Source organism: Stappia sp. (genome assembly GCF_048261845.1).
In the GTDB taxonomy this organism is placed as follows: domain Bacteria; phylum Pseudomonadota; class Alphaproteobacteria; order Rhizobiales; family Stappiaceae; genus Stappia.
Map to the genome: position 1 here is coordinate 59,451 of NZ_JBLXFR010000015.1, position 19,877 is coordinate 79,327.

Annotated in this window: 18 protein-coding genes; 5 read left to right on the forward strand and 13 right to left on the reverse strand. The window is 67.0% G+C overall.

All coding sequences use genetic code 11. From position 1 onward, the window contains the following. Positions 1 to 141 precede the first annotated feature (141 nt). Positions 142 to 981 (forward strand): HpcH/HpaI aldolase/citrate lyase family protein, encoded by an 840-nt coding sequence (locus ACN0T5_RS08715; RefSeq protein WP_417768233.1) that lies wholly within the window; start codon positions 142 to 144, stop codon positions 979 to 981. A 59-nt stretch (positions 982 to 1,040) separates the two neighbouring features. Here the strand turns inward: ACN0T5_RS08715 and ACN0T5_RS08720 are convergent, their stop codons facing one another. From ACN0T5_RS08720 to ACN0T5_RS08755, 8 genes are all read right to left on the reverse strand, one after another. Continuing rightward, a complete protein-coding gene (locus tag ACN0T5_RS08720) occupies positions 1,041 to 1,790 on the reverse strand; it encodes an SDR family oxidoreductase (protein ID WP_417768234.1) in 750 nt (249 codons plus the stop codon). Between the two features lie 9 nt (positions 1,791 to 1,799). Then, positions 1,800 to 3,254 carry an aldehyde dehydrogenase family protein gene (locus ACN0T5_RS08725; protein WP_417768235.1) on the reverse strand — a complete coding sequence of 485 codons (1,455 nt, stop codon included), beginning with the start codon at positions 3,252 to 3,254 and terminating at the stop codon, positions 1,800 to 1,802. Continuing rightward, positions 3,254 to 3,931: an ABC transporter ATP-binding protein gene (locus ACN0T5_RS08730; RefSeq protein ID WP_417768236.1), complete on the reverse strand. Its 678-nt coding sequence runs from the start codon at positions 3,929 to 3,931 to the stop codon at positions 3,254 to 3,256. Before ACN0T5_RS08730 ends, ACN0T5_RS08725 begins: the two co-directional genes overlap by 1 nt. Then, positions 3,931 to 4,680 carry an ABC transporter ATP-binding protein gene (locus tag ACN0T5_RS08735; protein ID WP_417768237.1) on the reverse strand — a complete coding sequence of 250 codons (750 nt, stop codon included), beginning with the start codon at positions 4,678 to 4,680 and terminating at the stop codon, positions 3,931 to 3,933. Before ACN0T5_RS08735 ends, ACN0T5_RS08730 begins: the two co-directional genes overlap by 1 nt. Further along, the gene (locus ACN0T5_RS08740; protein WP_417768238.1) at positions 4,677 to 5,645 is read right to left on the reverse strand and encodes a branched-chain amino acid ABC transporter permease; all 969 of its coding nucleotides are present in this window, start codon (positions 5,643 to 5,645) and stop codon (positions 4,677 to 4,679) included. The genes ACN0T5_RS08735 and ACN0T5_RS08740 overlap by 4 nt, the downstream gene beginning before the upstream one ends. Positions 5,646 to 5,655: 10 nt before the next feature. Next, complete coding sequence (locus ACN0T5_RS08745) at positions 5,656 to 6,561, reverse strand: branched-chain amino acid ABC transporter permease (RefSeq protein ID WP_417768239.1); 906 nt, start codon at positions 6,559 to 6,561, stop codon at positions 5,656 to 5,658. 141 nt (positions 6,562 to 6,702) lie between these two features. Beyond that, positions 6,703 to 7,992: an ABC transporter substrate-binding protein gene (locus ACN0T5_RS08750; RefSeq protein ID WP_417768240.1), complete on the reverse strand. Its 1,290-nt coding sequence runs from the start codon at positions 7,990 to 7,992 to the stop codon at positions 6,703 to 6,705. A 59-nt stretch (positions 7,993 to 8,051) separates the two neighbouring features. Continuing rightward, the gene (locus ACN0T5_RS08755; protein ID WP_417768241.1) at positions 8,052 to 9,014 is read right to left on the reverse strand and encodes a cyclase family protein; all 963 of its coding nucleotides are present in this window, start codon (positions 9,012 to 9,014) and stop codon (positions 8,052 to 8,054) included. A gap of 209 nt (positions 9,015 to 9,223) precedes the next feature. Here ACN0T5_RS08755 and ACN0T5_RS08760 point away from each other — a divergent pair, with 209 nt between their 5' ends. Then, a complete protein-coding gene (locus ACN0T5_RS08760; RefSeq protein WP_417768242.1) occupies positions 9,224 to 10,348 on the forward strand; it encodes a zinc-binding dehydrogenase in 1,125 nt (374 codons plus the stop codon). A gap of 106 nt (positions 10,349 to 10,454) precedes the next feature. After that, positions 10,455 to 11,393, forward strand: coding sequence for a LysR family transcriptional regulator (locus ACN0T5_RS08765; protein WP_417768243.1), 939 nt, complete (start codon positions 10,455 to 10,457; stop codon positions 11,391 to 11,393). Between the two features lie 47 nt (positions 11,394 to 11,440). On the opposite strand, the gene ACN0T5_RS08770 is transcribed toward ACN0T5_RS08765, so the two are convergent. From ACN0T5_RS08770 to ACN0T5_RS08780, 3 genes are read right to left on the reverse strand one after another with little or no spacing between them, the layout of a single operon-like run. Then, positions 11,441 to 12,265 (reverse strand): FAS1-like dehydratase domain-containing protein, encoded by an 825-nt coding sequence (locus tag ACN0T5_RS08770; protein WP_417768244.1) that lies wholly within the window; start codon positions 12,263 to 12,265, stop codon positions 11,441 to 11,443. 1 nt (position 12,266) lies between these two features. Beyond that, positions 12,267 to 13,583 (reverse strand): MmgE/PrpD family protein, encoded by a 1,317-nt coding sequence (locus ACN0T5_RS08775; protein WP_417768245.1) that lies wholly within the window; start codon positions 13,581 to 13,583, stop codon positions 12,267 to 12,269. Next, the gene (locus tag ACN0T5_RS08780) at positions 13,580 to 14,761 is read right to left on the reverse strand and encodes an acyl-CoA dehydrogenase family protein (RefSeq protein WP_417768246.1); all 1,182 of its coding nucleotides are present in this window, start codon (positions 14,759 to 14,761) and stop codon (positions 13,580 to 13,582) included. Before ACN0T5_RS08780 ends, ACN0T5_RS08775 begins: the two co-directional genes overlap by 4 nt. A gap of 259 nt (positions 14,762 to 15,020) precedes the next feature. Here ACN0T5_RS08780 and ACN0T5_RS08785 point away from each other — a divergent pair, with 259 nt between their 5' ends. Together ACN0T5_RS08785 and ACN0T5_RS08790 are read left to right on the forward strand one after the other, a co-directional pair. Beyond that, a complete protein-coding gene (locus ACN0T5_RS08785; protein WP_417768247.1) occupies positions 15,021 to 15,344 on the forward strand; it encodes a 2Fe-2S iron-sulfur cluster-binding protein in 324 nt (107 codons plus the stop codon). Positions 15,345 to 15,427: 83 nt separating this feature from the next. After that, positions 15,428 to 16,615 (forward strand): cytochrome P450, encoded by a 1,188-nt coding sequence (locus ACN0T5_RS08790; protein ID WP_417768248.1) that lies wholly within the window; start codon positions 15,428 to 15,430, stop codon positions 16,613 to 16,615. Between the two features lie 78 nt (positions 16,616 to 16,693). Here the strand turns inward: ACN0T5_RS08790 and ACN0T5_RS08795 are convergent, their stop codons facing one another. Both ACN0T5_RS08795 and ACN0T5_RS08800 read right to left on the reverse strand, forming a co-directional pair. Further along, a complete protein-coding gene (locus ACN0T5_RS08795) occupies positions 16,694 to 17,752 on the reverse strand; it encodes an ABC transporter ATP-binding protein (RefSeq protein ID WP_417768249.1) in 1,059 nt (352 codons plus the stop codon). Beyond that, a complete protein-coding gene (locus ACN0T5_RS08800) occupies positions 17,752 to 19,851 on the reverse strand; it encodes an ABC transporter permease (protein ID WP_417768250.1) in 2,100 nt (699 codons plus the stop codon). The genes ACN0T5_RS08795 and ACN0T5_RS08800 overlap by 1 nt, the downstream gene beginning before the upstream one ends. Between the last annotated feature and the right edge of the window lie 26 nt (positions 19,852 to 19,877).

A 19,877-nucleotide genomic window follows, 5' to 3' on the forward strand; every position in this document is an offset into this window, starting at 1 on the left:
CTCCGGCCCCGGTACGGTGCCCCGCGCGTCCGGTCGCCATAGACCGGTGCAATGGAGCCACGCCGAAATCGCTATTGGCCATCGCCTCCATGTCCGCGCAGGCTGGGGAGAAACGGCTCTTTACACCAACGGACGGACCCGATGAAAGACAAGACAGAGAAAGACCGGGACGGCACGGTCGATCGTCTCACCCTGCCGCTCTTCGTTCCCGGCGACCGGCCGGAACGTTTCGCCAAGGCGATGGGCGCCGGCGCCGACGCGGTGATCGTCGACCTTGAGGACGCGGTCGCACCCGATGCCAAGGCGGGCGCGCGGGCCGGGCTCGAACGGGCGCTCGCTCCGCTTGCCGGGACGGGGCCGGTGCTTTTGCGGATCAATGCAAGCGGCACGCCGTGGCACGCGGACGATCTTGCCGCCTGCACCGGGCTGCCGCTTGCCGGCATTGTCCTGCCGAAGGCGGAAACGGGCGGCGACTGCCTTGCCGTCAGCCAGGCGACTGGCCTGCCCGTCGTGGCGCTGGTGGAAAGCGCGCGCGGCCTGCGCACCGCGGAGGAAATCGCCAGGGCGAGCGTTCGCATCGCCTCCGGTTCCATCGACTTCGCCGCCGATCTTGGCATCGCCCATGAGCGCGATGTCCTGTTGCCGGCGCGGTTCGCGCTTGCCATGGCGGCGCGGCTCGCCGGCCAGGCTGCACCCATCGACGGGGTGACGACGGCGCTGCGCGAGGAGGATGTCATCGCCGACGATTGCCGCCATGCGGTCGCGGTCGGCTTTGGCGGCAAGCTGCTCATCCACCCGGCGCAGATCGCGGCGGCGCGCAAGGGCTTTGCCCCGTCCGAGGGGGAATGCGACTGGGCCCGGCGGGTGCTTGCGGCCGTGGAAGGGGGCGCTGCGGCCATCGCCGTCGACGGCGCGATGGTCGATGCGCCGGTGATTGCGCGGGCGCGGCGCATCCTGGAACGCGCTGCCGCCACGGTCTGACAAAAAAAGCCCGTGCCGAGGCACGGGCTTGGCAGGCGATGGGGCCTTGCGCAAAGTCGTCAGATGGTGCGTCCGCCGTCGACCTCGAGGATCACGCCGGTGATGAAGTCGGCCTCGTCGGAAGCGAGATAAAGCGATGCATTGGCGATGTCGCGCGGCTCCGACAGGCGGCCCATCGGGATCGTGGCGATGAACTTTGCCCGGTTCTCCGGCGTGTCGGGCACGCCCATGAACTGCTCCAGCAGGCCGGTGGCGCCCATCACCGGGGCAATGCCGTTGACGCGGATCCGGTCGGGGGCAAGCTCCACCGCGAGGCTGCGGGTCATCAGGTTCACCGCACCCTTGGAGGAGTTGTACCAGGTCAGGCCGGGGCGCGGGCGGATGCCGGCGGTCGAGCCGACATTGATCATCACGCCGCCGCCTTGCGCCCGCCAGACCGGCACGCAGGTCTTGGTCATGTGGAAGATCGACAAGACGTTGATGTCGTAGATCTTGCGGAAGGTCGCCTCGTCGGTCTCCATCAGGGGCCGGTTGGGGTTGGTCCAGCCGGCATTGTTGACGACAATGTCGAGCGAGCCGAACGCCTTGACGGTCGCCTCGACGGCGGCCTGCACATCCTCGGCCTTCGAGACGTCGCACTTGATCGCGATGGCCGCGTCGCCGAGTTCCGCCGCGACGGCCTTCGCGCCCTCCTCGTTGAGGTCGACGATGGCGACCTTGGCGCCTTCGCGCACATAGGTCTCGGCGATGCCCTTGCCGAAGCCGGAGGCGGCGCCGGTGACGAGGGTGGTCTTTCCTTGAAGTCGCATTGTCTGTCCTTAGCCGTGATTGTTGACGACGGTCTTGATGCGGGAGAATTCGTGCAGCGCCGCGAAGCCCTTCTCGCGGCCGTGGCCGGACTTGCGGATGCCGCCGAAGGGCAGTTCGATGCCGCCGCCCGCGCCGTAGCCGTTGATGAAGACCTGGCCGCAATGCATCGCCTTGGCCATGCGCTGCTGGCGGGCGCCATTGCCCGTCCAGATGCCGGCGACGAGGCCGTAGTCGGTGCCGTTGGCGATGCGGATCGCGTCCGCCTCGTCATCGAAGGGGATGGCGCAGAGCACCGGGCCGAACACTTCCTCCTGGGCGATCTTCGAGCCCGGCTCGCAGGGGCCGAACAGCGCGGCGGCGACATAGTAGCCGCCTTCCGGAGATCCTTTCGCGATCGAGCCGCGGGCGACCAGCGGTGCATCGGCATCCGCGATATAGGCCTCGACCCGCTTCTTCTGACGGGCGGAAATCAACGGTCCGAGCACGGCGTCCTCGCCGGAATCGGAGGCCGTGACGGCCTCGAAGCGCGTCTTCAGCTCGGCCATCACCTTGTCGTAGACGCCGCGCTGGATGAGCACCCGCGAGCCGGCCGAGCAGGTCTGGCCGCCATTCTGGATGATGGCGTTGACGAGCACCGGATAGACGGCGTCGAGATCGGCGTCGTCGAAAACGATCTGCGGCGACTTGCCGCCGAGCTCCAGGGTGCAGCCGATGAAGTTCTTGGCCGCCGCCACCTGGATCATCACGCCCACTTCCGGCGAACCGGTGAAGGACATGAAGTCGACGTCCGGATGTTCGGACAGCGCCTTGCCGGCGGTCTCGCCGCGTCCGGTGACGATGTTGATGGCGCCGGCGGGGAAGCCGACCTCGACGGCCAGCTCACCGATGCGCAGTGCCGTCAGGCAGGCGTCCTCGGCCGGCTTCAGCACCGTCGCATTGCCCATGGCGAGCGCCGGGGCGATGGAGCGGCCGAACATCTGCGCGGGATAGTTCCACGGGATGATGTGACCGGTGACGCCGTGCGGCTCGCGCCGCACCTCGGCATGGTAGCCGGTGAGGAAGGGAATGACCTCGCCATGCACCTTGTCGGCGCCGCCGCCGTAATACTCGAAATAGCGGGCGGTGGCGATCATGTCGGCGCGGGCCTGCTTGATCGGCTTGCCGTTGTCCATCGTCTCCAGCCGGGCAAGTTCCTCGGCTTCTTCCAGGATGCGGTTGCCGAGCCGCATCATCAGCCGGCCGCGTTCGGCCGCCGCCAGCCTCGACCACGGACCGCCGTCGAAGGCGGCGCGGGCGGCGGCAACGGCCGCGTCCACATCCTCGGGGCCGCTGTCGGCAATCCGGGTGAAGACCTCGCCGTCGATGGGCGAGCGGACGTCCATCTCCCTGCCGGAGGCCGCCGCCACCCATTCGCCGTCGATCAGGTTGAGCGGGCGCGGCAGGCGGATGCTGTCAGCTTTCATCAGTCAGTCCTTTCGTGCTCAAGCGAGCTTTCGGAAATTTCCCCGCGCTCGATCAGGAGCGTGCGGTCGGCAAAGCCGCGCAGCAGGGAGGGATTGGATTCGGTGATGATCAGGGTGACGTTGCGGTCGGTGTCGCGCAGCGCCTTGAGCGCGTCCGCGTAGCGCAGCGCCAGCGCCGGGGCGAGGCCCTGGAAGGGTTCGTCCAGCATCACCAGCTTGGTGCCGAGCATCAGGGCACGGCCGAGCGCCACCATCTTGCCCTGTCCGCCGGAGACGTTGCCGGCGGGGCGGCCCGCCATCTCCTTCAGTTCGGGAAGGATGTGATAGACGCGCTCGATGCGCCGCTTCGTCTCGGCGGCGTCGAGACGGGCGACCTGCGCCGGCAGAAGGATGTTCTCCTCCACCGTGAAGGCGGAAAAGAGACGCCGGTCCTCGGGCGCGTAGCCGATGCCAAGGCCCGGCCGCTTCGCCGGGATCAGGCCGGTGATGTCCTCGCCCTCGAAGCGGATCGCGCCGCTCACCGAGGTGAAGCCCATCACGGAGCGCAGGAACGTGGTCTTTCCGGCGCCGTTGCGGCCGATCAGCGCCACGGTCTCCGCCGCGCCGACCGAAAAGTCCAGGTTGCGCAGGATCGGGATGATGCCGATCGAGGCGCCGACATTGCGAAACTCGAGCATCACACGGCCTCCCCGATCACGTCGCGGATCACGTCCGGATGCTGCAGGATCTCCTCGGGCGAGCCGCGCATCTGGACGTTGCCGGCAGCCCACACGGCGACCTCGTCGGCGTAGCGGGAGACGATGCCCATGTCGTGCTCGACGAAGACACTGGTCACCTGCGCCTCGGCGAGCGCCTTCACCAGGATTTCCATGATCTTGAATTTCTCCGAGGAGGCGACGCCGGAGGTCGGCTCGTCCATCAGCAGCAGCTTCGGCTTCAGGGCCAGTGCCACCGCGATGTCGATCAGCTTGCGCTGGCCTTCCGACAGTTCCACGACCGGCCGGTCGGCGACGTCGGCGCAACCGACCATGTCGAGCAGGTGCAGCATTTCCCCGCGCTGGCGGATCGTGTGCATGTCCTGCAGCGGATTGCGCAGCCTCTCGCGGGCCGAGACCGAGATCAGGAGGTTTTCCAGCGCGGTGTGCTCGGTGAAGAGCTGCGGGATCTGGAAGGCACGGGCAACGCCAAGCCGCACGATCCGGCGCGGGGCGAGCGAGGTGACGTCGCGCCCCTCGAACAGCACCGTGCCCCTGGCCGGCTTCAGCCAGCCGGTGCAGATGTTGAGGAAGGTGGTCTTGCCGGCGCCGTTCGGGCCGATGATCGCCATGTTCTTGCCGCGCTCGATGGTGAGCGACACGTCGTCGGCGGCGATCACGCCGCCGAAGCGGATCTGCAGGTTGCGGGCCTCGAGAAGGATCTCGCTCATTTGCGCGTCTCCCCGTCATTCGCCCGGGTGCCGGTCAGGCGGGCAAGGGTTGCGTCATAGATGCCGATCACGCCTTTCGGGGCGAAGATGACGATGACAAGCAGGAAGCCGCCGAGCAGCATCTGCCAGATGTCTCCGGCGAAGGCGGAGGCATAGGTGCGGACGATCTCGTAGATCGCGGCGCCGACAAAGGCGCCGGCAACCGATCCGGCGCCGCCGAGAACGGCGATGAAGACCATTTCGCCGGAGCGGATCCACCAGGCGAACTCCGGCGCCACGACGCCCTGGACGATGCCCATGAGGACGCCGCCCGTTCCGCACAGGGCGGCGGACAGGACGTAGCCGCCGAGCAGGGAGCGCTGCGGCGAGACGCCGAGATACTGAAGCCGCGTCTCGTTGGTCTTGATCGTCTGGAACAGCTGGCCGGCGGGGGATGCGAACCAGCGGACCGTGAACCAGCCGAGGCCGATCACCAGCGCCAGCGAGAGATAGAACATGATCAGTTCGAACGGCCCGCGCTCCAGCGCCATGCCGAAGACGGTCGGGCGTGGCAGGCGGATGCCGTCGGCGCCGCCCGTGTAGTGGTAGAACTTCTCCAGGATCGACCAGAAGATCATCGAGAAGGCAAGGTTCAGCATGCCGAAGAAGATGCCGCGATAGCGCACCACGAAGAGGCCGACGAGAACGCCGGAGATGGCCGCGCCGGCGACGGCGACGACAAGCACCAGAACGAGGTCCGCCCCCGGCATCGAGGCCGAGAGGAATGCGGCCGCATAGGCGGCGATGGCGAAGAACAGGGCATGTCCGAAGGACACCTGTCCGGCGCGCAAGAGCACGGTGACGCCGACGACGGCGATGCCCTTGGCAAGCGCCAGGTTCATCAGCAGTTGCAGCGAGGGCGCGGCGAAGGGGATCGCGGCGACGGCGAGGAGGATCAGGGCCGGGATGGCCAGTCGGACGGTCATCTCTGGCTCCTCAGATCTTGCGCGCGGTCGGGCTGCCGAACAGACCCTCGGGCCGCACCAGCAGGACGATCAGCATGATCAGGTAGGGGACCAGAACGGCGGTCTCCGGCCAGACATAGACCGCGAAGGAGCGGCCGAGGCCGATCAGCAGGGCGGTGAAGGCGGCGCCTTCGATCTGGCCGAGGCCGGCGGTCGCCACCACGGCGAAGGAGAGCACGATCATGTCGGCGCCCATGCCGGGCAGGATCGAGGTGGTCGGCGAGGCGAGGGCACCGCCGAGGCCGGCAAGCGCTGCGCCGACGATGAAGGTCAGAAGGAAGACCTTGTCCGCGTCGATGCCGATCGACTGGGCCGCCTCGCGATCCTCGGTGGTGGCGAGGATCAGTTTGCCGAGGATGGTGTGACGCAGGAAGAAACGCAGGCCGACCAGCAGCACCAGCGCGACCAGCGGCAGGATGATGAGCTGGTAGACGGTGTAGTTGACGCCGAAGACCCGGATCATGCCCAGCGCCTGCAGGGCGGAGGCCTGGAAATAGGGCTGGGTTCCCCACACGAGGCGCTGCACGTCCTCGAGGATCATGAAGACCGCGAAGGTGACGAGAAGCTGCAGGACCTCGGGCTTGTTGTAGATGCGCCTGAGCAGCAGCCACTCGATCGGCCCGCCCAGGAGGACGCCGACAAGCACGGCCGAGACGATCATCATCGGAAAGGCGAGGACCGGGGCGAAACCGAGCGCCAGGATGTAGCCTGTCAGGGAGACGGTCAGATAGGCACCGACCGCGTAAAGCGAGCCATGCGCGACATTGAGGATGCGCATGACGCCGAAGATCAGCGTCAGTCCAACGGCGACGCTGAAGACGAGGGCCGCGTAGGCGATGCCGTCGAACAGGGCCAGGAGGAAGATTGTGAGGTTCATGGGCGTCCATTCAGCGCAAGGGGCGGCGGCACGGGTGGCAGTCTGCCTGTCGTGGCGGCCCGTCGTTGTCGCGTAAAGATCGCCCCGGGCGACGGGCGCCCGGGGCGTGGGAGGAAGCGGGACGTCAGGTCCCGGCTTCGATTACCTGTCGTAGCTGTCGACCTTGACGCTCGCGGCATAGTCCGGGGTCAGCTTGCTGACCCATTCCACGGATTCCTGGCCAACCGGGGTCGTCAGTGCCGCGCCGTCGAAGATCATGATGTTCTCCAGCGTGGCGAACGGATAGTCGCCGGTCTGGACACTGGTGCCCAGAAGCTGTGCCTCGACACCCTGGTTGTCCTCGCGGATCGTGACTTCACGGCCCAGTCCCTGGAAGGTCAGACCCTCGAACGCCGCGATCACCTCGTCCTCGCTCGGCCACTCGCCGCCCTTGGCCGCGACGGCCTTGTCATAGGCGGCTTCGAGCGCGGCCAGCGCCTGGCTCATGTGGAAGACGGGATAGATCGCGTGGGCGCCGGTCTTTTCCTCGAACGCTGCCATGAACTCCTTGAAGTCGGCGTCGTCCCGGCGCTCGGGATGCAGGAAGTAATGGTCGCCGCGCGCGCCGACGATATGGCCGGCCGGCAGGGTCGAGCCGAGACGCTCGAGCGAGCTTTCGGCCAGCGGGATGACGAAGGTCGACGAGTTCATCAGGCCGCGCTGGGCCGCCTGCTGGATGAACGTGTCGAGATCGCCGCCCCATGAGGTCGACAGGATGACATCGGGCTGCATCGCCTGCAGGCGCGAGATCTCGGTCGAGAAGTCGGCGGCGCCGAATTTCGGGAAGAACTCGCCGACCACCTCGACATCCGGCTTCAGGGCCTTCAGCGCGGTGGAGAAGATCTGCCAGCTGTCACGGCCCCAGGCGTAGTCCTGGTTGACCACGGCAATGGTCTTGAAGTCCGGCTTGACCTTGAGCAGGTAGAGCACCGTCGCCAGCATTTCCGGCGTCGCGTTGGCCTGGGTGCGGAAGACGTACTTGTAGTCGTTCTTCTCGAAGATCTGCTGCGTGCCGCAGTCCCACATCAGGTTGAGGACCTTGAGATCCTCGGCAAGCGGGGCGAGCGTCTGGCAGTTGCCCGAGGAGATCGCGCCCATCATCGCATGCGCGCCCTCGCTCTCGACCTGGCGGCGGAACTCCGAGGTCAGTGCCTCGGCGCCGGCGCCCTCGTCGATGAAGGAGAGCTTGAGCGGAACGCCGGCGATGCCGCCGTCGGCATTGATCTTCTCGACGAGGATTTCGGCCGCATCGCGGGCCGGAACGCCGAAGACCGAGGCCGGGCCGGTGAGGAAGGTGGTGACACCCACCTTCAGTTCGGCCGGCTTGTCGGCGGCAAGCGCCGCAAGCGGTGCCGCGATGAGCGCGGCTGTGGTCAGAAGCAGTCTTTTCATGGTTTCACTCCCTGGTTCGCCGCGGGCGATTTCATGCCGCCCGCGTGTCCGTTTCCCGATCAGCGAATGGCGATCGGATTGATGATCATCTGGACCGCGCCCTTCAGGCGGGCCTGGCCGAGCACGAAGAGGAACTCGTACGCCTCGTCTTTGGCGAGTTCGCGCGTGTCCATGTTTTCGAGGATGTAGATGCCGTTCTCCGGCTGCAGGATCTGGTGGGCGCGGAACGCGTCGCCCTCCTTTTCCGCCGGCACGACCTCCATGCCCCATGTGTCGGCGCCGACCGCCATCACGCCGAGCTCGGCGAGATATTCGGCGCCGCTGACGCCGAGCCCCGGCTCCGCCGCGCCAAAGCGCTTGGGATCGGGATTGTCGCCGTCGAGCAGGTTCATCCAGTTGGAGTTGAAGAGAACGACGTCGCCCTCGCGCAGCTCGACACCCTGTTTGGCGGCTGCCGCCTTCACGTCGTCGGCGGTGTAGGCCTTGCCTTCCTCGACCATGTCGACGCCGTAGAACTTCGCCATGTCGAGCAGCACGCCGCGTCCGACGAGACCGGGCAGGTTGTGCAGGCCGAGCTCCGTCAGGCCGGCGGCCTTGGCGAAGTCGCCCGCCTTGTGGCCGTTGTAATAGACATGGTCGACACCGGCATGGCCGAGACCGTCGATCTGCGGGCCGATGCCCAGCCATCCCATGAAGATGTCGTCATTGTAGGTGAAGGCGTTGTTGCCCAGGCCGCTGTTGGTGATCTGGTTCGGCTGGAGCACCGTCACCGACAGGCTGCGCGGGGGAAAGGCCGGCGTGTCGCTGCCGACGATCATGCCGAGGCTGTAGACCTTGCCGGTGGTGACGAGGCTGCTGGCCGCCTTGACGCGCTCCGGTGTCATCAGGTTGGCCGCGCCGATCTGGTCGTCGGCTCCCCAGCGCGACTTGGTCCAGTCATGGGCGCCGTCGGCCTGCGCAAGACAGGTCGAGGCTGCGAGTGCCAGCCCGGCGATGAGTTTAAGACTGCAGAGTTTCCTCATAGCTTCCTCCCAGAGCATTCGAGATATCGAAGCCTAGGTATTACCAGTGGGGTGCACCAATAATTTGGGCCGTACCCGGATATTGAAAAAACCTATGGCATGAGATCAAATTCAAACTCCGGCCTGTCATCCGCACCGTTTGACGCTAGCATCAGGTCAAGGAAGAGTCTGGCTCGACCAGGCGGACAAGAGCAAGGGATGGAAGGCAGATGAAGATTACCGCGGCCGTGCTTGAACGCGGAGGGATCGCCTCCGGCTTTGCCGAGGCGAAGGCCCTGACGATCCGCGAGGTGGATCTCGATCCGCCGGGCCCGGGCGAGGTGCTGATCCGGCTGGCGGCGGCGGGCGTGTGCCATTCGGACCTTTCGGTGATCAACGGCACCCGGCCGCGTCCGCTGCCGATGGTGCTCGGTCACGAGGCCTCCGGCCATGTCGAGGAAGTCGGGGCCGGTGTCGATGATCTGGCGCCCGGCGATCATGTCGTGTGCATCTTCGCGCCCGGCTGCGGGCGCTGCACGCCCTGCGCGGAAGGGCGGCCGGCGCTGTGCGAAAAGGCCGCGCAGCATCATGGCGTGGGTGAGCTGATCACCGGCAGCAGGCGCCTGTCGATGGACGGGCGCCCCGTGAACCATCATGTCGGCATCTCGGCCTTCGCCAGCCACGCGGTGGTGGCGCGGCAGTCGCTGGTCAAGGCCGACGACGACATTCCGCCGCATATCTCGACGCTGTTTTCCTGCGCCATGCTGACCGGCGCGGGGGCCGTGTTCAACACTGCCCATATCAAGGCCGGCGCCAAGGTGGCGGTCGTCGGCATCGGCGGTGTCGGCATGGCCGCGATCCTGGGTGCGGCGGCGGCGGGTGCAGGCCAGATCGTTGCCATCGACCCGTTCGAGAGCAAGCTCGAGGTGGCGCTCAGGATGGGCGCGACCCACGCGATCAAGGCCGACGCGGAGACGGTGGCCAAGGTGCGCGACATCACCGGCGGCGGCGTCGACTACGCGTTCGAACTGGCAGGCTCCGTACGGGCGCTGGAAACCGCCTATGACGTGACACGGCGTGGCGGCACGACGGTCACCGCCGGCCTGCCGCATCCCGATGCCCGCATGCCGCTCAATGCGCTCAGGCTGGTGGCCGAGGAACGTTCGCTGAAAGGCAGCTTCATCGGCTCCTGCGTGCCGCAGCGCGACCTGCCGCGGATGTTCGCGCTTTACCGGCGCGGGCTCATGCCGGTGGAAAAGATGCTGACCCACAGGCTGCCGCTCGCCGATATCAATGTGGCGATGGACCGCCTCGACGACGGTTCCGCCATTCGTCAGGTCGTCGATCTCGGCTGACGGAGCAGGGTTCTTTGCAATCATGCGGACCGGAGGAGCGGCGCTGCTCTCTTCCGGTTCGCGCTCCGTTTTTCACACGGGACATGAGAGACGCTGCCAGCCAGCCATGGATATCCGACATCTACGCTATTTCATCGCCATTTCCGAAGCGCCCTCCCTTTCGGCGGCGGCGCAGGTGCTTGGCGTCGCGCAGCCCTCGCTGTCGCAATATGTGCAGCGCATGGAGCAGGAACTCGGCGTCCAGCTCGTCGACCGTTCGCCGCGCGGCACGGTGCTCACCGAGGAGGGGCACCTCCTGGTGCGCCATGCGCGCGAGATCTGCGGCAGCATGGAGCACTGCATCGCCGAGATGCGGGATCTGGGCGGCGGCGTGCGCGGCAAGGTCGGCTTCGGCATGCCGCCTTCCGTGTCGATGGTCATGTCGGTGCCGCTTGCCGAAACGGTGCGCGTCGAACTTCCGGATGTGCGGCTGCGCGCCATCGAGGCGATGAGCGGTTACATCAAGAGCTGGATCGAGGACGAGACGGTCGATATCGGCTTCATCTACGATCTGGAGAAGGTCGAGCATTTCCGCATCATCCATGTGCTGGACGAGCAGCTTTTCTTCTTCTCCGCGCCGGATACCTGGCCGCTCGATACGCCGCCGGGCACGCCGGTGCCGATGCGTGCGCTTGAAAAGCTGGAGATGATCCTGCCGGGCGTCTCGCACGGTCTGCGCAAGACCATCGAGCGCCATGCGGCGGCCTGCGACGTCAATCTCAACGTCGTCATCGAGATGGACGCGATGACCCAGATCAAGGAACTGGTGGCGCGCGGCTCCGGCCATACGATCTTCGCGCCGGCGGCCGTCCACGACTTCGTCGCGCGCGGGGAACTGCTCAAGGCGCCGATCTCCGAGCCGACGATTTCGCGCCCCGTCTATCTGGTCAGCAAACCGACCCGGGTGATGAGCCGCGCCTGCCGGGCGGTCGAGGAGATCACCCTGGAAGTCGCGCGCGATCTGGTGCGGCGGAACATCTGGGAAGGCGAGCTGATCGCCACCTGAGGTCGGGATGGCGGTCGGCGTCGGCTGGCCGCTCGCGCCCCGTCCGTTCAGCCGGGTGTTGCCGCCTGCATGGTCACCACGCCGTCCTCGTCGCGGCGCACCCTGAGCTCCAGTCCGCCGCCATCCGCTTGCCGCGCTTCCACCGTCACCGGCCGGTCGCAGGTCAGCGGCGAGAGGCCGCGATAGGAGAAGTTTGACGGCAGCTTTCCGAGCACCGAGGCGGCGAGGTTCTGCATCCAGATCGACTGCAGCGGACCGTGGACGACGAGGCCGTCATACCCCTCGACGCCGGTCGCGTAAGGCCGGTCGTAATGGATGCGGTGGCCGTTGAAGGTCAGCGCCGAATAGCGGAAGAGCAGCGTCGGCGTCGGGGTGATCTTCCAGCTGGCGACCGGCGACCAGTCTTCGGCGGGTTGCGCGGTGGTCGCCGCGCCGGGCTTCGGGTCCTCGCGGTAAACGATGTCGTGCCGCTCGACGATCTTCGCCTCTCCGCCCGCCTCATAGACGTGATCGACGGTGACGAAGCCGAGCGGACCGCTGCGGCCCTGCTTGAAGGTGACGTCTCGAATGGTCGAGATGCGGGTCACCGTGTCGCCCGGCATGAGCGGCGCGCGGTATTCGAGCGCGCCCCCGGCCCACATGCGACGCGGCAGCGGCAACGCGGGCAGAAAGATGCCGGTGCGCGGATGGCCGTCGCGACCGAGTTCTTCCGGTTCAACGACATCGGGCGTCAGGCACCAGTGAAAGCCGGCGGGCACCTCGCCGGGGCCGAGCATGCCGGCCAGCGTCGCGCGGTATTGCGTCAGAAGCCGCTCGCCGACGTCCTCGCTGACCCGCCGCTCCCGGCCGATCCAGTCGGAATAATCGCTCATGTCAGGCTCCCGTGTAGCGGCCGAGGTCGCGGGCGGAGAGGGTCGCGAGGCCCTCCAGCCCCTGCCAGAGGATCTCGCCGTCGTCGCCGAGCAGGGCGCGGGACTTGTTGCGCAGCCCGGCGGCAAGTTCCGCCTCCGGCAACCGCCGGCCAAGATCGTGGCTGATCGGGAGCTGCGTGCCGTCGGCGAGTTTCAGGAAGCCCTCGGCCTGCATGTCCGTGACCGCGGCATCGCCCTCCACCGTGACCTGGCCGGCGAAGGCGGCAAGGTCGGGATCGGCAGCGAGCGCGTCGGAATAGGTGTCGTCGCGGGCCGTGTCCTTGCCCGACAGCACCATGCCGGCAAGCCAGTTGTAGCTGAACTTGACCTCCAGCCCGGTGCGCGGGGCCTTGATGTCGCAGACCGCCAGCCAGCGCGGACTGGTGCGCAGGTGCAGGCTTTCGACGCTGTCGAGCGACAGGTCGGGCCTCTCGCGCCGGGCTGTCAGAAGCGCCTCGATCATCGCATGGGTGCCGTGGCAGCAGGCATGCAGCTTGTACTTGATGTCCTCGAAGAAGAAGGTTCCGGGCGGCGGCCGGTCCCAGCCGGCATCCGGGTCGGGTGCGTCGGAATGGGTCGGCAGGAAGCCCTGCGCGCCGGCAAGTCCGTCATCGGCGGAGGTGAAACCGAGTTTGGCGAGCCTTGCGCATTCGACGCCGTTCGATGCGGCGATGCCGGCATTGTAGGGCTTGCCCATCGTGCCGAACTGCGACTTCAGGCCCGAGGCACGCGTTGCGCAAAGGCCGATGGCGGCGCGCATCTCCGCGCGCGACAATCCGAGGATCCGCCCGGCCGCGATGGTGGCGCCAAAGGCGCCTGCCGTCGCCGTCTGGTGAAAGCCGCGATTGTAGTGGACGGCGCCAAGCGCCATGCCGATGCGCACCGAGGCTTCGGCGCCGACGAGAAAGGCCTCGACCACGGCCGAGGCGCTGGCTCCGGCCTCTTCGGCGACCGCGAGCGCGGCCGGGAAGATCGCCACGGAAGGGTGGCCGACATGGCCGAAATGGGTGTCGTCATAATCGAGCGCGTGGCTGGTCGCGCCATTGACGAGCGCGGCCGTGCGGGCGGGCGCCGGCGCGCCGCCGAAGACCGAGGCCGTGCCGTTTCCCGCTTCCTCTTCCGCCAGCCGGCGCAGTTTGCCCGAAAGGGGCTCGTCGATGCCGGCGCGGCCGCAGACCAGCCAGTCGAACAGCGAGAAGCGGGCCATGGCGAGCGCCGGTTCGGGGAGGGCACCGGCGGGAAGCGCGGCGAGGTCGAGAATCCGGTCGATCAGGCTCATGCTTTCGGCGCTCCGTAGGATTTCGGCAGGCCGAGCACCTGCTCGGCGATGAAGCAGAGGATCAGGTTGGTCGAGATCGGCGCCACCTGGTAGAGCCGCGCCTCGCGGAACTTGCGCTCCACGTCATATTCCTCGGCGAAGCCGAAGCCGCCATGGGTCTGCAGGCAGGCCTCGGCCGCCTCCCAGCTGGCGTCGGCGGCCAGCATCTTGGCGCTGTTGGCCTCCACGCCCGGATTGTGGCCGGCATCGTACATGGCCGCCGCCCGGTAGACGATCGCCTCGGCCGCCATCATGTGGGCATAGGCACGGGCCAGCGGAAACTGGACGCCCTGGTTCTTTCCGATCGGCGTGCCGAAGATGACCCGCTCCTTGGCGTAGGCGGAGCCCTTCTCGATGAACCACTTGGCATCGCCGATACACTCGGCGGCGATCAGGATGCGCTCGGAATTCATGCCCGAGAGGATGTAGCGGAAGCCCTTGCCTTCCTCGCCGATCAGGCTGGAGGCGGGAATGCGCGCATTGTCGAAGAAGATTTCCGTCGTCGCATGATTGATCATCGTGCGGATCGGCCGGATCTCGACGCCGTTGCCCTTGAGCTCGCGCAGGTCGATGAGAAAGACGGAAAGTCCGTCGGTCTTCGACTTCACCTGGTCGCGCGGTGTGGTGCGGGCGAGCAGCACCATCAGATCGGAATGTTCGGCGCGGGAAATCCAGATTTTCTGGCCGTTGACGATGTAGTCGTCGCCCTCGCGCCGGGCGGTGGTCTTCAGGGCCAGCGTGTCGGTGCCGCTGGTGGGCTCGGTGACGCCGAAGGCCTGCAGGCGCAGCGAGCCGTCGGCGATGCCGGGCAGATACTGCGCCTTCTGCTCCGCGTTGCCGTGCCGCAGCACGGTGCCCATCGTGTACATCTGCGCGTGACAGGCTGCGGCGTTGCAGCCGTTGCGATGGATTTCCTCCAGAATGACGGCGGAAGCCGAGAGGTTGAGGCCGGAGCCGCCATATTCCTCCGGGATCATCGCCGCGAGATAGCCTTCCCGGATGAGCGCGTCGACGAAGTCCTTCGGATAGGCGCGCCGGGCATCGAGGTCGCGCCAGTACTCGCCTGGAAATGCCGCGCAAACCTTGGCGACACCGTCGCGGATCGGGGCGTATTCTGCGGTCGGGTCGAAAGCGTCCATTGGGGTCCCTGTCGGTTGTCTTCGGCCAAAATCGCAGGTCCTTACCCTTGCGGGAAATATCTTTGCATGCACGGAGCTATTGGCGGTCCTTATAGCACCGCCCGTGCCGCCTCCCACATCGGCTCCCTGCCGCCGCCGATGCCTGCTTGCATAACCGTTTGCACAAGTGAGCGCCCGAAAAGTTGGGTTTAACCGGGAACGGCTTGCCGTCATTATCGCAAGCACTTGGAGACGCACGGGCAGGCAGGGGGAGGCCGGCATGGTGAGGGTCACATATATTTCCGCAAGCGGTGTGGAAACCACCGTGGACGGGCGCGAGGGCGACAGCGTCATGGCGACGGCGGTTGCCAACAATATCGACGGCATTGTCGGGGAATGCGGAGGGTCGATGGCCTGCGCCACATGCCATGTCTATGTCGATCCCGCCTTCGCCGACCGCTTGTCGCCGCGCAGCGATGACGAGGAGGCGATGCTGGAGGGCGCCGCGTCCGATCCGCGCCCCGAAAGCCGCCTGTCCTGCCAGATCCGGCTTTCCGCCGATCTCGACGGGCTTGTCCTGCGCATGCCGGAAGAACAGATGTAGCCGCGCCCCGGCAGGGGGAGGCCGCTGCCGGATTGGAGGATGTGAGGACCGGCGGAGCGGGCGCCGGCATGGGAGGAGACGACGTGCCGGACACCAGTGAACTGGCGCCGCTTGACGAGGCGATCACCATCGCCGCGCTGACGGCCGATCCCTATCCGATCTACAGGCGGCTGCGGGCCGAGAGCCCGGTGCTCCGGGTGAAGTCGGTCGGTCGCACCTTCCTGACCAAGGCTTCGGATACAAAGCTGGTCAAGGACAATGCGGCGCTGTTCAGCTCCGACGATCCGAACACGCCGATGAAACGGGCATTTCTCGCCCATACGTTGATGCGCAAGGACGGCAAGGAGCACATGCGCGAGCGCATGGCGATGCTGCCCTCCCTGATGCCAAAGGCCATCTCCGCCCATTGGGCGCCGCTCTACGAGCAGCTTGCGGCCGAATATATCGGACGGCTGCCGCGCGGCGAGGTCGTCGACCTGTTTCCCGCGCTGGCCGGACCGGTCGCGGCGCGCATCCTCGCCCATGTCATGGGCATTCCGGACGCCAGCGACACGGACATGCAGCGCTGGTCGCAGGTGCTGATCGACGGGGCCGGCAATTTCGGCTGGCAGCCGGAGCCCTTCGAGGCATCGGATCTGGCCAATGCCGAGATGGATGCCTGCCTGGAGCGCAATGCGGAGCGGCTGCGCGCCGAGCCGGACGCCTCGGCACTTTCGATCATGGTCAACTCGGAAAAGGCCATTCCCTGGAGCCAGATCGTCGCCAATGTGAAGATCGCCATCGGCGGGGGCATCAACGAGCCGCGCGATGCGCTCCTGACCATCCTCTACGGGCTGCTGACGGAGCCCGACCAGCTTGCCGAGGTGAAGCGCCGCGAGGCGTGGGCGGAGGCGTTCGAGGAGGGGGTGCGCTGGTGCGCGCCGATCCAGGCAAGCTCGCGGCTCGTCATGGAGGACACCGAGATCCGCGGATTCCGCATCCCGAAGGGCGACACGGTGATGACGATCCAGGCCTCGGCCAACCATGACGAGGAGTTATATGACGACCCGGATCGCTTCATCGTCTTCCGCGAGCGCAACCCGCACCAGGCCTTCGGCTCGGGGCCGCATCACTGCGCCGGCGCACATGTGTCGCGGCGCACGGTCGGGGCGATCCTGCTGCCGATGCTGTTCGACCGGTTTCCCGAGATGGAGATCGTCGACCCGGGTTCGGTGGTCTGGCACGGCTTCGGTTTTCGCGGCCCGCTCAACCTGCCGGTGCTGCTGAAATAGGGCCGGACGAAACAGGACCGGATGAAACAGGGCCGGCCGCCGCCGGTCTTGTCCCAACTGACCTCGCTTGGGCCGATTTCACTCGGGGATGACGGCGATGCCGTGCCCTTTCGGTGTCAGGCGCACCGCTTCGCCCCTGTCGCATTCGCCGCCATCGGCGGGCGCGGTGACGAAAAGGTCGCCGAGTGGCGTGCGGATCTCGTACTCCATGTATTTGCCGAGATAGCTCGCCGTGCCGATCGTGCCGGCGATGCCGCTCACATCGGCGGTGTCGCGCTCGACCTTCAGCGCATCCGGCCGGATCGCCACCTTCACCGGACCTTCCGCGAGACCGCGTGCGGGGGCGATGGCATGTGCGCCGGCAAGGTCCAGCGTCGCGACATCGCCCTCGAGCGTGGTGATCGTGCCGTCGACGACGTTGGCATCGCCGATGAAATCGGCGACGAAGAGGTTGGCGGGCGCTTCCCACAACTCGCGCGGGCTCGCCTTCTGGGCGATGCGCGCATTGGACATGACGATAACCTCGTCGGAGACGGCGAGCGCCTCTTCCTGGTCATGGGTGACATAGACCACCGTCAGGCCGAGATCCTTTTGCAGCGCCCGGATGTCCTCGCGCACCTTGCGCCTGAGCCTTGCATCGAGGTTGGAAAGCGGTTCGTCAAAGAGCAGGATCGAGGGTTCGAGCACCAAGGCCCTGGCGACCGCGACACGTTGCTGCTGGCCGCCGGAAAGTTCCGAGGGGAGGCGCGTGTCGAAGCCGGAAAGGCCGAGAAGCCCGAGTTTCTCGCGGGCCATTTCGGCGGATTGTTCCTTGCCCATCCCGGAGGAACGCGGTCCGTACATGACGTTTTCCAGAACGCTCATATGCGGGAAGAGCGCATAGGACTGGAAGACCATCGTCACGTCGCGCTCCGAGGCGGACAGATGCGTGACGTCATGCCCGTCGATCAGGATCTTGCCCTCGCTGGCAAGTTCCAGCCCGGCGATCATCCTGAGCGTGGTCGTCTTGCCGCAGCCGGACGGGCCGAGCAGCGTCGTCAGGCTTCCCGCCTCGCAGCGGAAGGAAACGTCGTCGACGGCGGTGACGGCGCCGTAGCGCTTGGTGACGTTGACGAAGTCCAGGCTCGACGGTCCCATCAGGTTCCTCCAGAGACGATTTCGCCAGAGCCGCGGCGGCCGAGGCGGGCCTCGCCGACGACGAGGCGGATGGTGGCTATGGCGGCGATCATGAAGACGATCATGAAGGCGCAATAGGCGATGGCGAGCGAATATTCGCCCGCCTCCACCCGGCCGACGATATAGGCGGTGGCCATGTTGTAGCGCGCGGTCACCAGGAAGATGATCGCCGAGACGGCGGTCATCGCGTGGACGAAGGAGAAGACCAGCGTCGCCACGATGGCCGGCTTCATCAGGGGCAGCACCACGGCGACCAGCGTGCGTCCGGTGCTCGCCCGCAAGGTGGCGGATGCCTCGTCGAGCGAGGGATCGATCTGCGACAGCGCCGCGATGCCGGCGCGCACGCCCACCGGCATGTTGCGGAAGACGAAGCAGGCGATGAGGATGAAGCCGGTGCCGGTGATCTCCACCGGCGGCACGTTGAAGGCCAGGATATAGGCCACGCCGATCACCGTGCCCGGGATGGCGAAGGACAGCATCGTCAGGAATTCCAGCGAGCGCCTTCCGCGAAAATGCTGGCGGGCCAGCACATAGGCGGTGAGCAAGCCGATGATTGTCGTCAGCGGCGCGGCGGCGGCCGAGACCAGCACCGTGGTCCAGAAGGAATCCCAGGCCGAACCGGCCCAGAACAACCCGTGGTCGGTCCATTCGACGAGGAAGCCGGTGCGCAGGTGGTCGAGCGTCGGCGTCATGTCGAAGCGGCCGATATCCTTCACGAACCCGCCGATCAGCACGATCGTGTAGACGGCAACGGTCAGCGCGATCCAGGGCACGATGACGCCCCACAGCCCGGCCGGGAGGCCCTTCGGCAGTTCGGCGGAGACACCGGAATCGCCCTTGCCGGAGACGGTGACGAAGGAGGTCCTGCCGAGCAGGCGCATCTGCAGGACGAAGGCGGCAAGGGTGAAGGCGAGCAGCACCATGGCCAGCACGGCGGCACGGCCCGGTTCGTGCTGGGCGCCGACGACGGCGAAGAAGATCTTGGTCGACAGCACCTCGAAATTGCCGCCAAGCACCAGCGGGTTGCCGAAGTCGGCAAGGCTCTCGACGAAGGCGAGCAGATAGGTGTTGGCGACCGCCGGCAGGAGCAGGGGCAGCGTCACCGTCATCAGGATGCGGGTGCGGCTGGCGCGCAGGGTCTGGGCGGCTTCCTCCAGCGTCGGTGACAGGGCCTTGAGCGCGCCGACCATGATCAGGAAGGAAAGCGGCACCTGCGACAGGACCTGGGCAAGCAACACGCCCGGCAATCCGTAGAGCCAGCGCGAGCGCGGAACGCCGAACCAGTCCCACATCGCCGTGGTGATGAGGCCGGTGCGGCCGAACAGCACGATCAGGGCCAGGCCGATGACAAACGGAGGGGTGATGATCGGCAGGATCGCCAGCGCGTCGAAGGCGCGGGGAAAGCGCACATTGGTGCGCACCGCGATCAGGGCGAGGCCAAGCGCCAGCGAGGTGGAGAAGAAGGCGGCCAGAATGCCGAGGATGACCGTGTTGGGGGCAACGCCGCAGCGCACCGTCGACCAGAGGCAGGCGAGCGACCAGATGTCGTCCTGCAGCAACCGGTCGATGAAGACCCGGGCGGCGACGTCGCTCTCGCCGTAGAAGGCCTCGGACAGCATCCGGACCACCGGCCAGAACACGAAGAGCACGACGAGCGCGCCGATCATGACGACGCTGACGGAGACGAAGCGGTCGTTGCGGAAGGCGCCGAAACGGGCGATCGAGCCGGCGAAGAGCGCAACCAGCGCACCGGCCATGACGCCGCCGCCGGGGCCGAGCGGACGGGCGATCTCTCCGGGGGCAAGGCCGATGGCGGCGGCCAACGCCGGCAGGAAGCCCGCGACGATGACAAGGGCGAGCGCGAGAAAACCGCCAAAGGCCCCGGCAAGGGCACCGGCGCGGGTTGCCCCGGCAAGGGCCGCCGCGCCGGCGGCCGCCAGCACCAGTGCCGCGACGGCCGGCGCCACATGACCGGCGGCAAAGACGCCGGCAAGGCCGGCCGGGGCGGCCAGTCGGAGCGCGAGGGCTCCGGCGCCGAGGCGCAGGGCAAAAGTCTTCATGGGATCTCGTCCTCCTGATCGCGGGG

Excerpts from the sequence above, each read along its gene's own strand:
- ACN0T5_RS08765 (WP_417768243.1), top strand. The coding sequence starts at position 10,455 with ATGGATATCCGACATCTACGCTATTTCATCGCCATTTCCGAAGCGCCC.
- ACN0T5_RS08795 (WP_417768249.1), bottom strand. The coding sequence starts at position 17,752 with ATGGGACCGTCGAGCCTGGACTTCGTCAACGTCACCAAGCGCTACGGC.
- ACN0T5_RS08770 (WP_417768244.1), bottom strand. The coding sequence starts at position 12,265 with ATGAGCGATTATTCCGACTGGATCGGCCGGGAGCGGCGGGTCAGCGAG.
- ACN0T5_RS08785 (WP_417768247.1), top strand. The coding sequence starts at position 15,021 with ATGGTGAGGGTCACATATATTTCCGCAAGCGGTGTGGAAACCACCGTG.
- ACN0T5_RS08750 (WP_417768240.1), bottom strand. The coding sequence starts at position 7,992 with ATGAAAAGACTGCTTCTGACCACAGCCGCGCTCATCGCGGCACCGCTT.
- ACN0T5_RS08745 (WP_417768239.1), bottom strand. The coding sequence starts at position 6,561 with ATGAACCTCACAATCTTCCTCCTGGCCCTGTTCGACGGCATCGCCTAC.
- ACN0T5_RS08725 (WP_417768235.1), bottom strand. The coding sequence starts at position 3,254 with ATGAAAGCTGACAGCATCCGCCTGCCGCGCCCGCTCAACCTGATCGAC.
- ACN0T5_RS08780 (WP_417768246.1), bottom strand. The coding sequence starts at position 14,761 with ATGGACGCTTTCGACCCGACCGCAGAATACGCCCCGATCCGCGACGGT.
- ACN0T5_RS08760 (WP_417768242.1), top strand. The coding sequence starts at position 9,224 with ATGAAGATTACCGCGGCCGTGCTTGAACGCGGAGGGATCGCCTCCGGC.
- ACN0T5_RS08775 (WP_417768245.1), bottom strand. The coding sequence starts at position 13,583 with ATGAGCCTGATCGACCGGATTCTCGACCTCGCCGCGCTTCCCGCCGGT.
- ACN0T5_RS08720 (WP_417768234.1), bottom strand. The coding sequence starts at position 1,790 with ATGCGACTTCAAGGAAAGACCACCCTCGTCACCGGCGCCGCCTCCGGC.
- ACN0T5_RS08735 (WP_417768237.1), bottom strand. The coding sequence starts at position 4,680 with ATGAGCGAGATCCTTCTCGAGGCCCGCAACCTGCAGATCCGCTTCGGC.
- ACN0T5_RS08715 (WP_417768233.1), top strand. The coding sequence starts at position 142 with ATGAAAGACAAGACAGAGAAAGACCGGGACGGCACGGTCGATCGTCTC.
- ACN0T5_RS08800 (WP_417768250.1), bottom strand. The coding sequence starts at position 19,851 with ATGAAGACTTTTGCCCTGCGCCTCGGCGCCGGAGCCCTCGCGCTCCGA.
- ACN0T5_RS08755 (WP_417768241.1), bottom strand. The coding sequence starts at position 9,014 with ATGAGGAAACTCTGCAGTCTTAAACTCATCGCCGGGCTGGCACTCGCA.
- ACN0T5_RS08730 (WP_417768236.1), bottom strand. The coding sequence starts at position 3,931 with ATGCTCGAGTTTCGCAATGTCGGCGCCTCGATCGGCATCATCCCGATC.
- ACN0T5_RS08740 (WP_417768238.1), bottom strand. The coding sequence starts at position 5,645 with ATGACCGTCCGACTGGCCATCCCGGCCCTGATCCTCCTCGCCGTCGCC.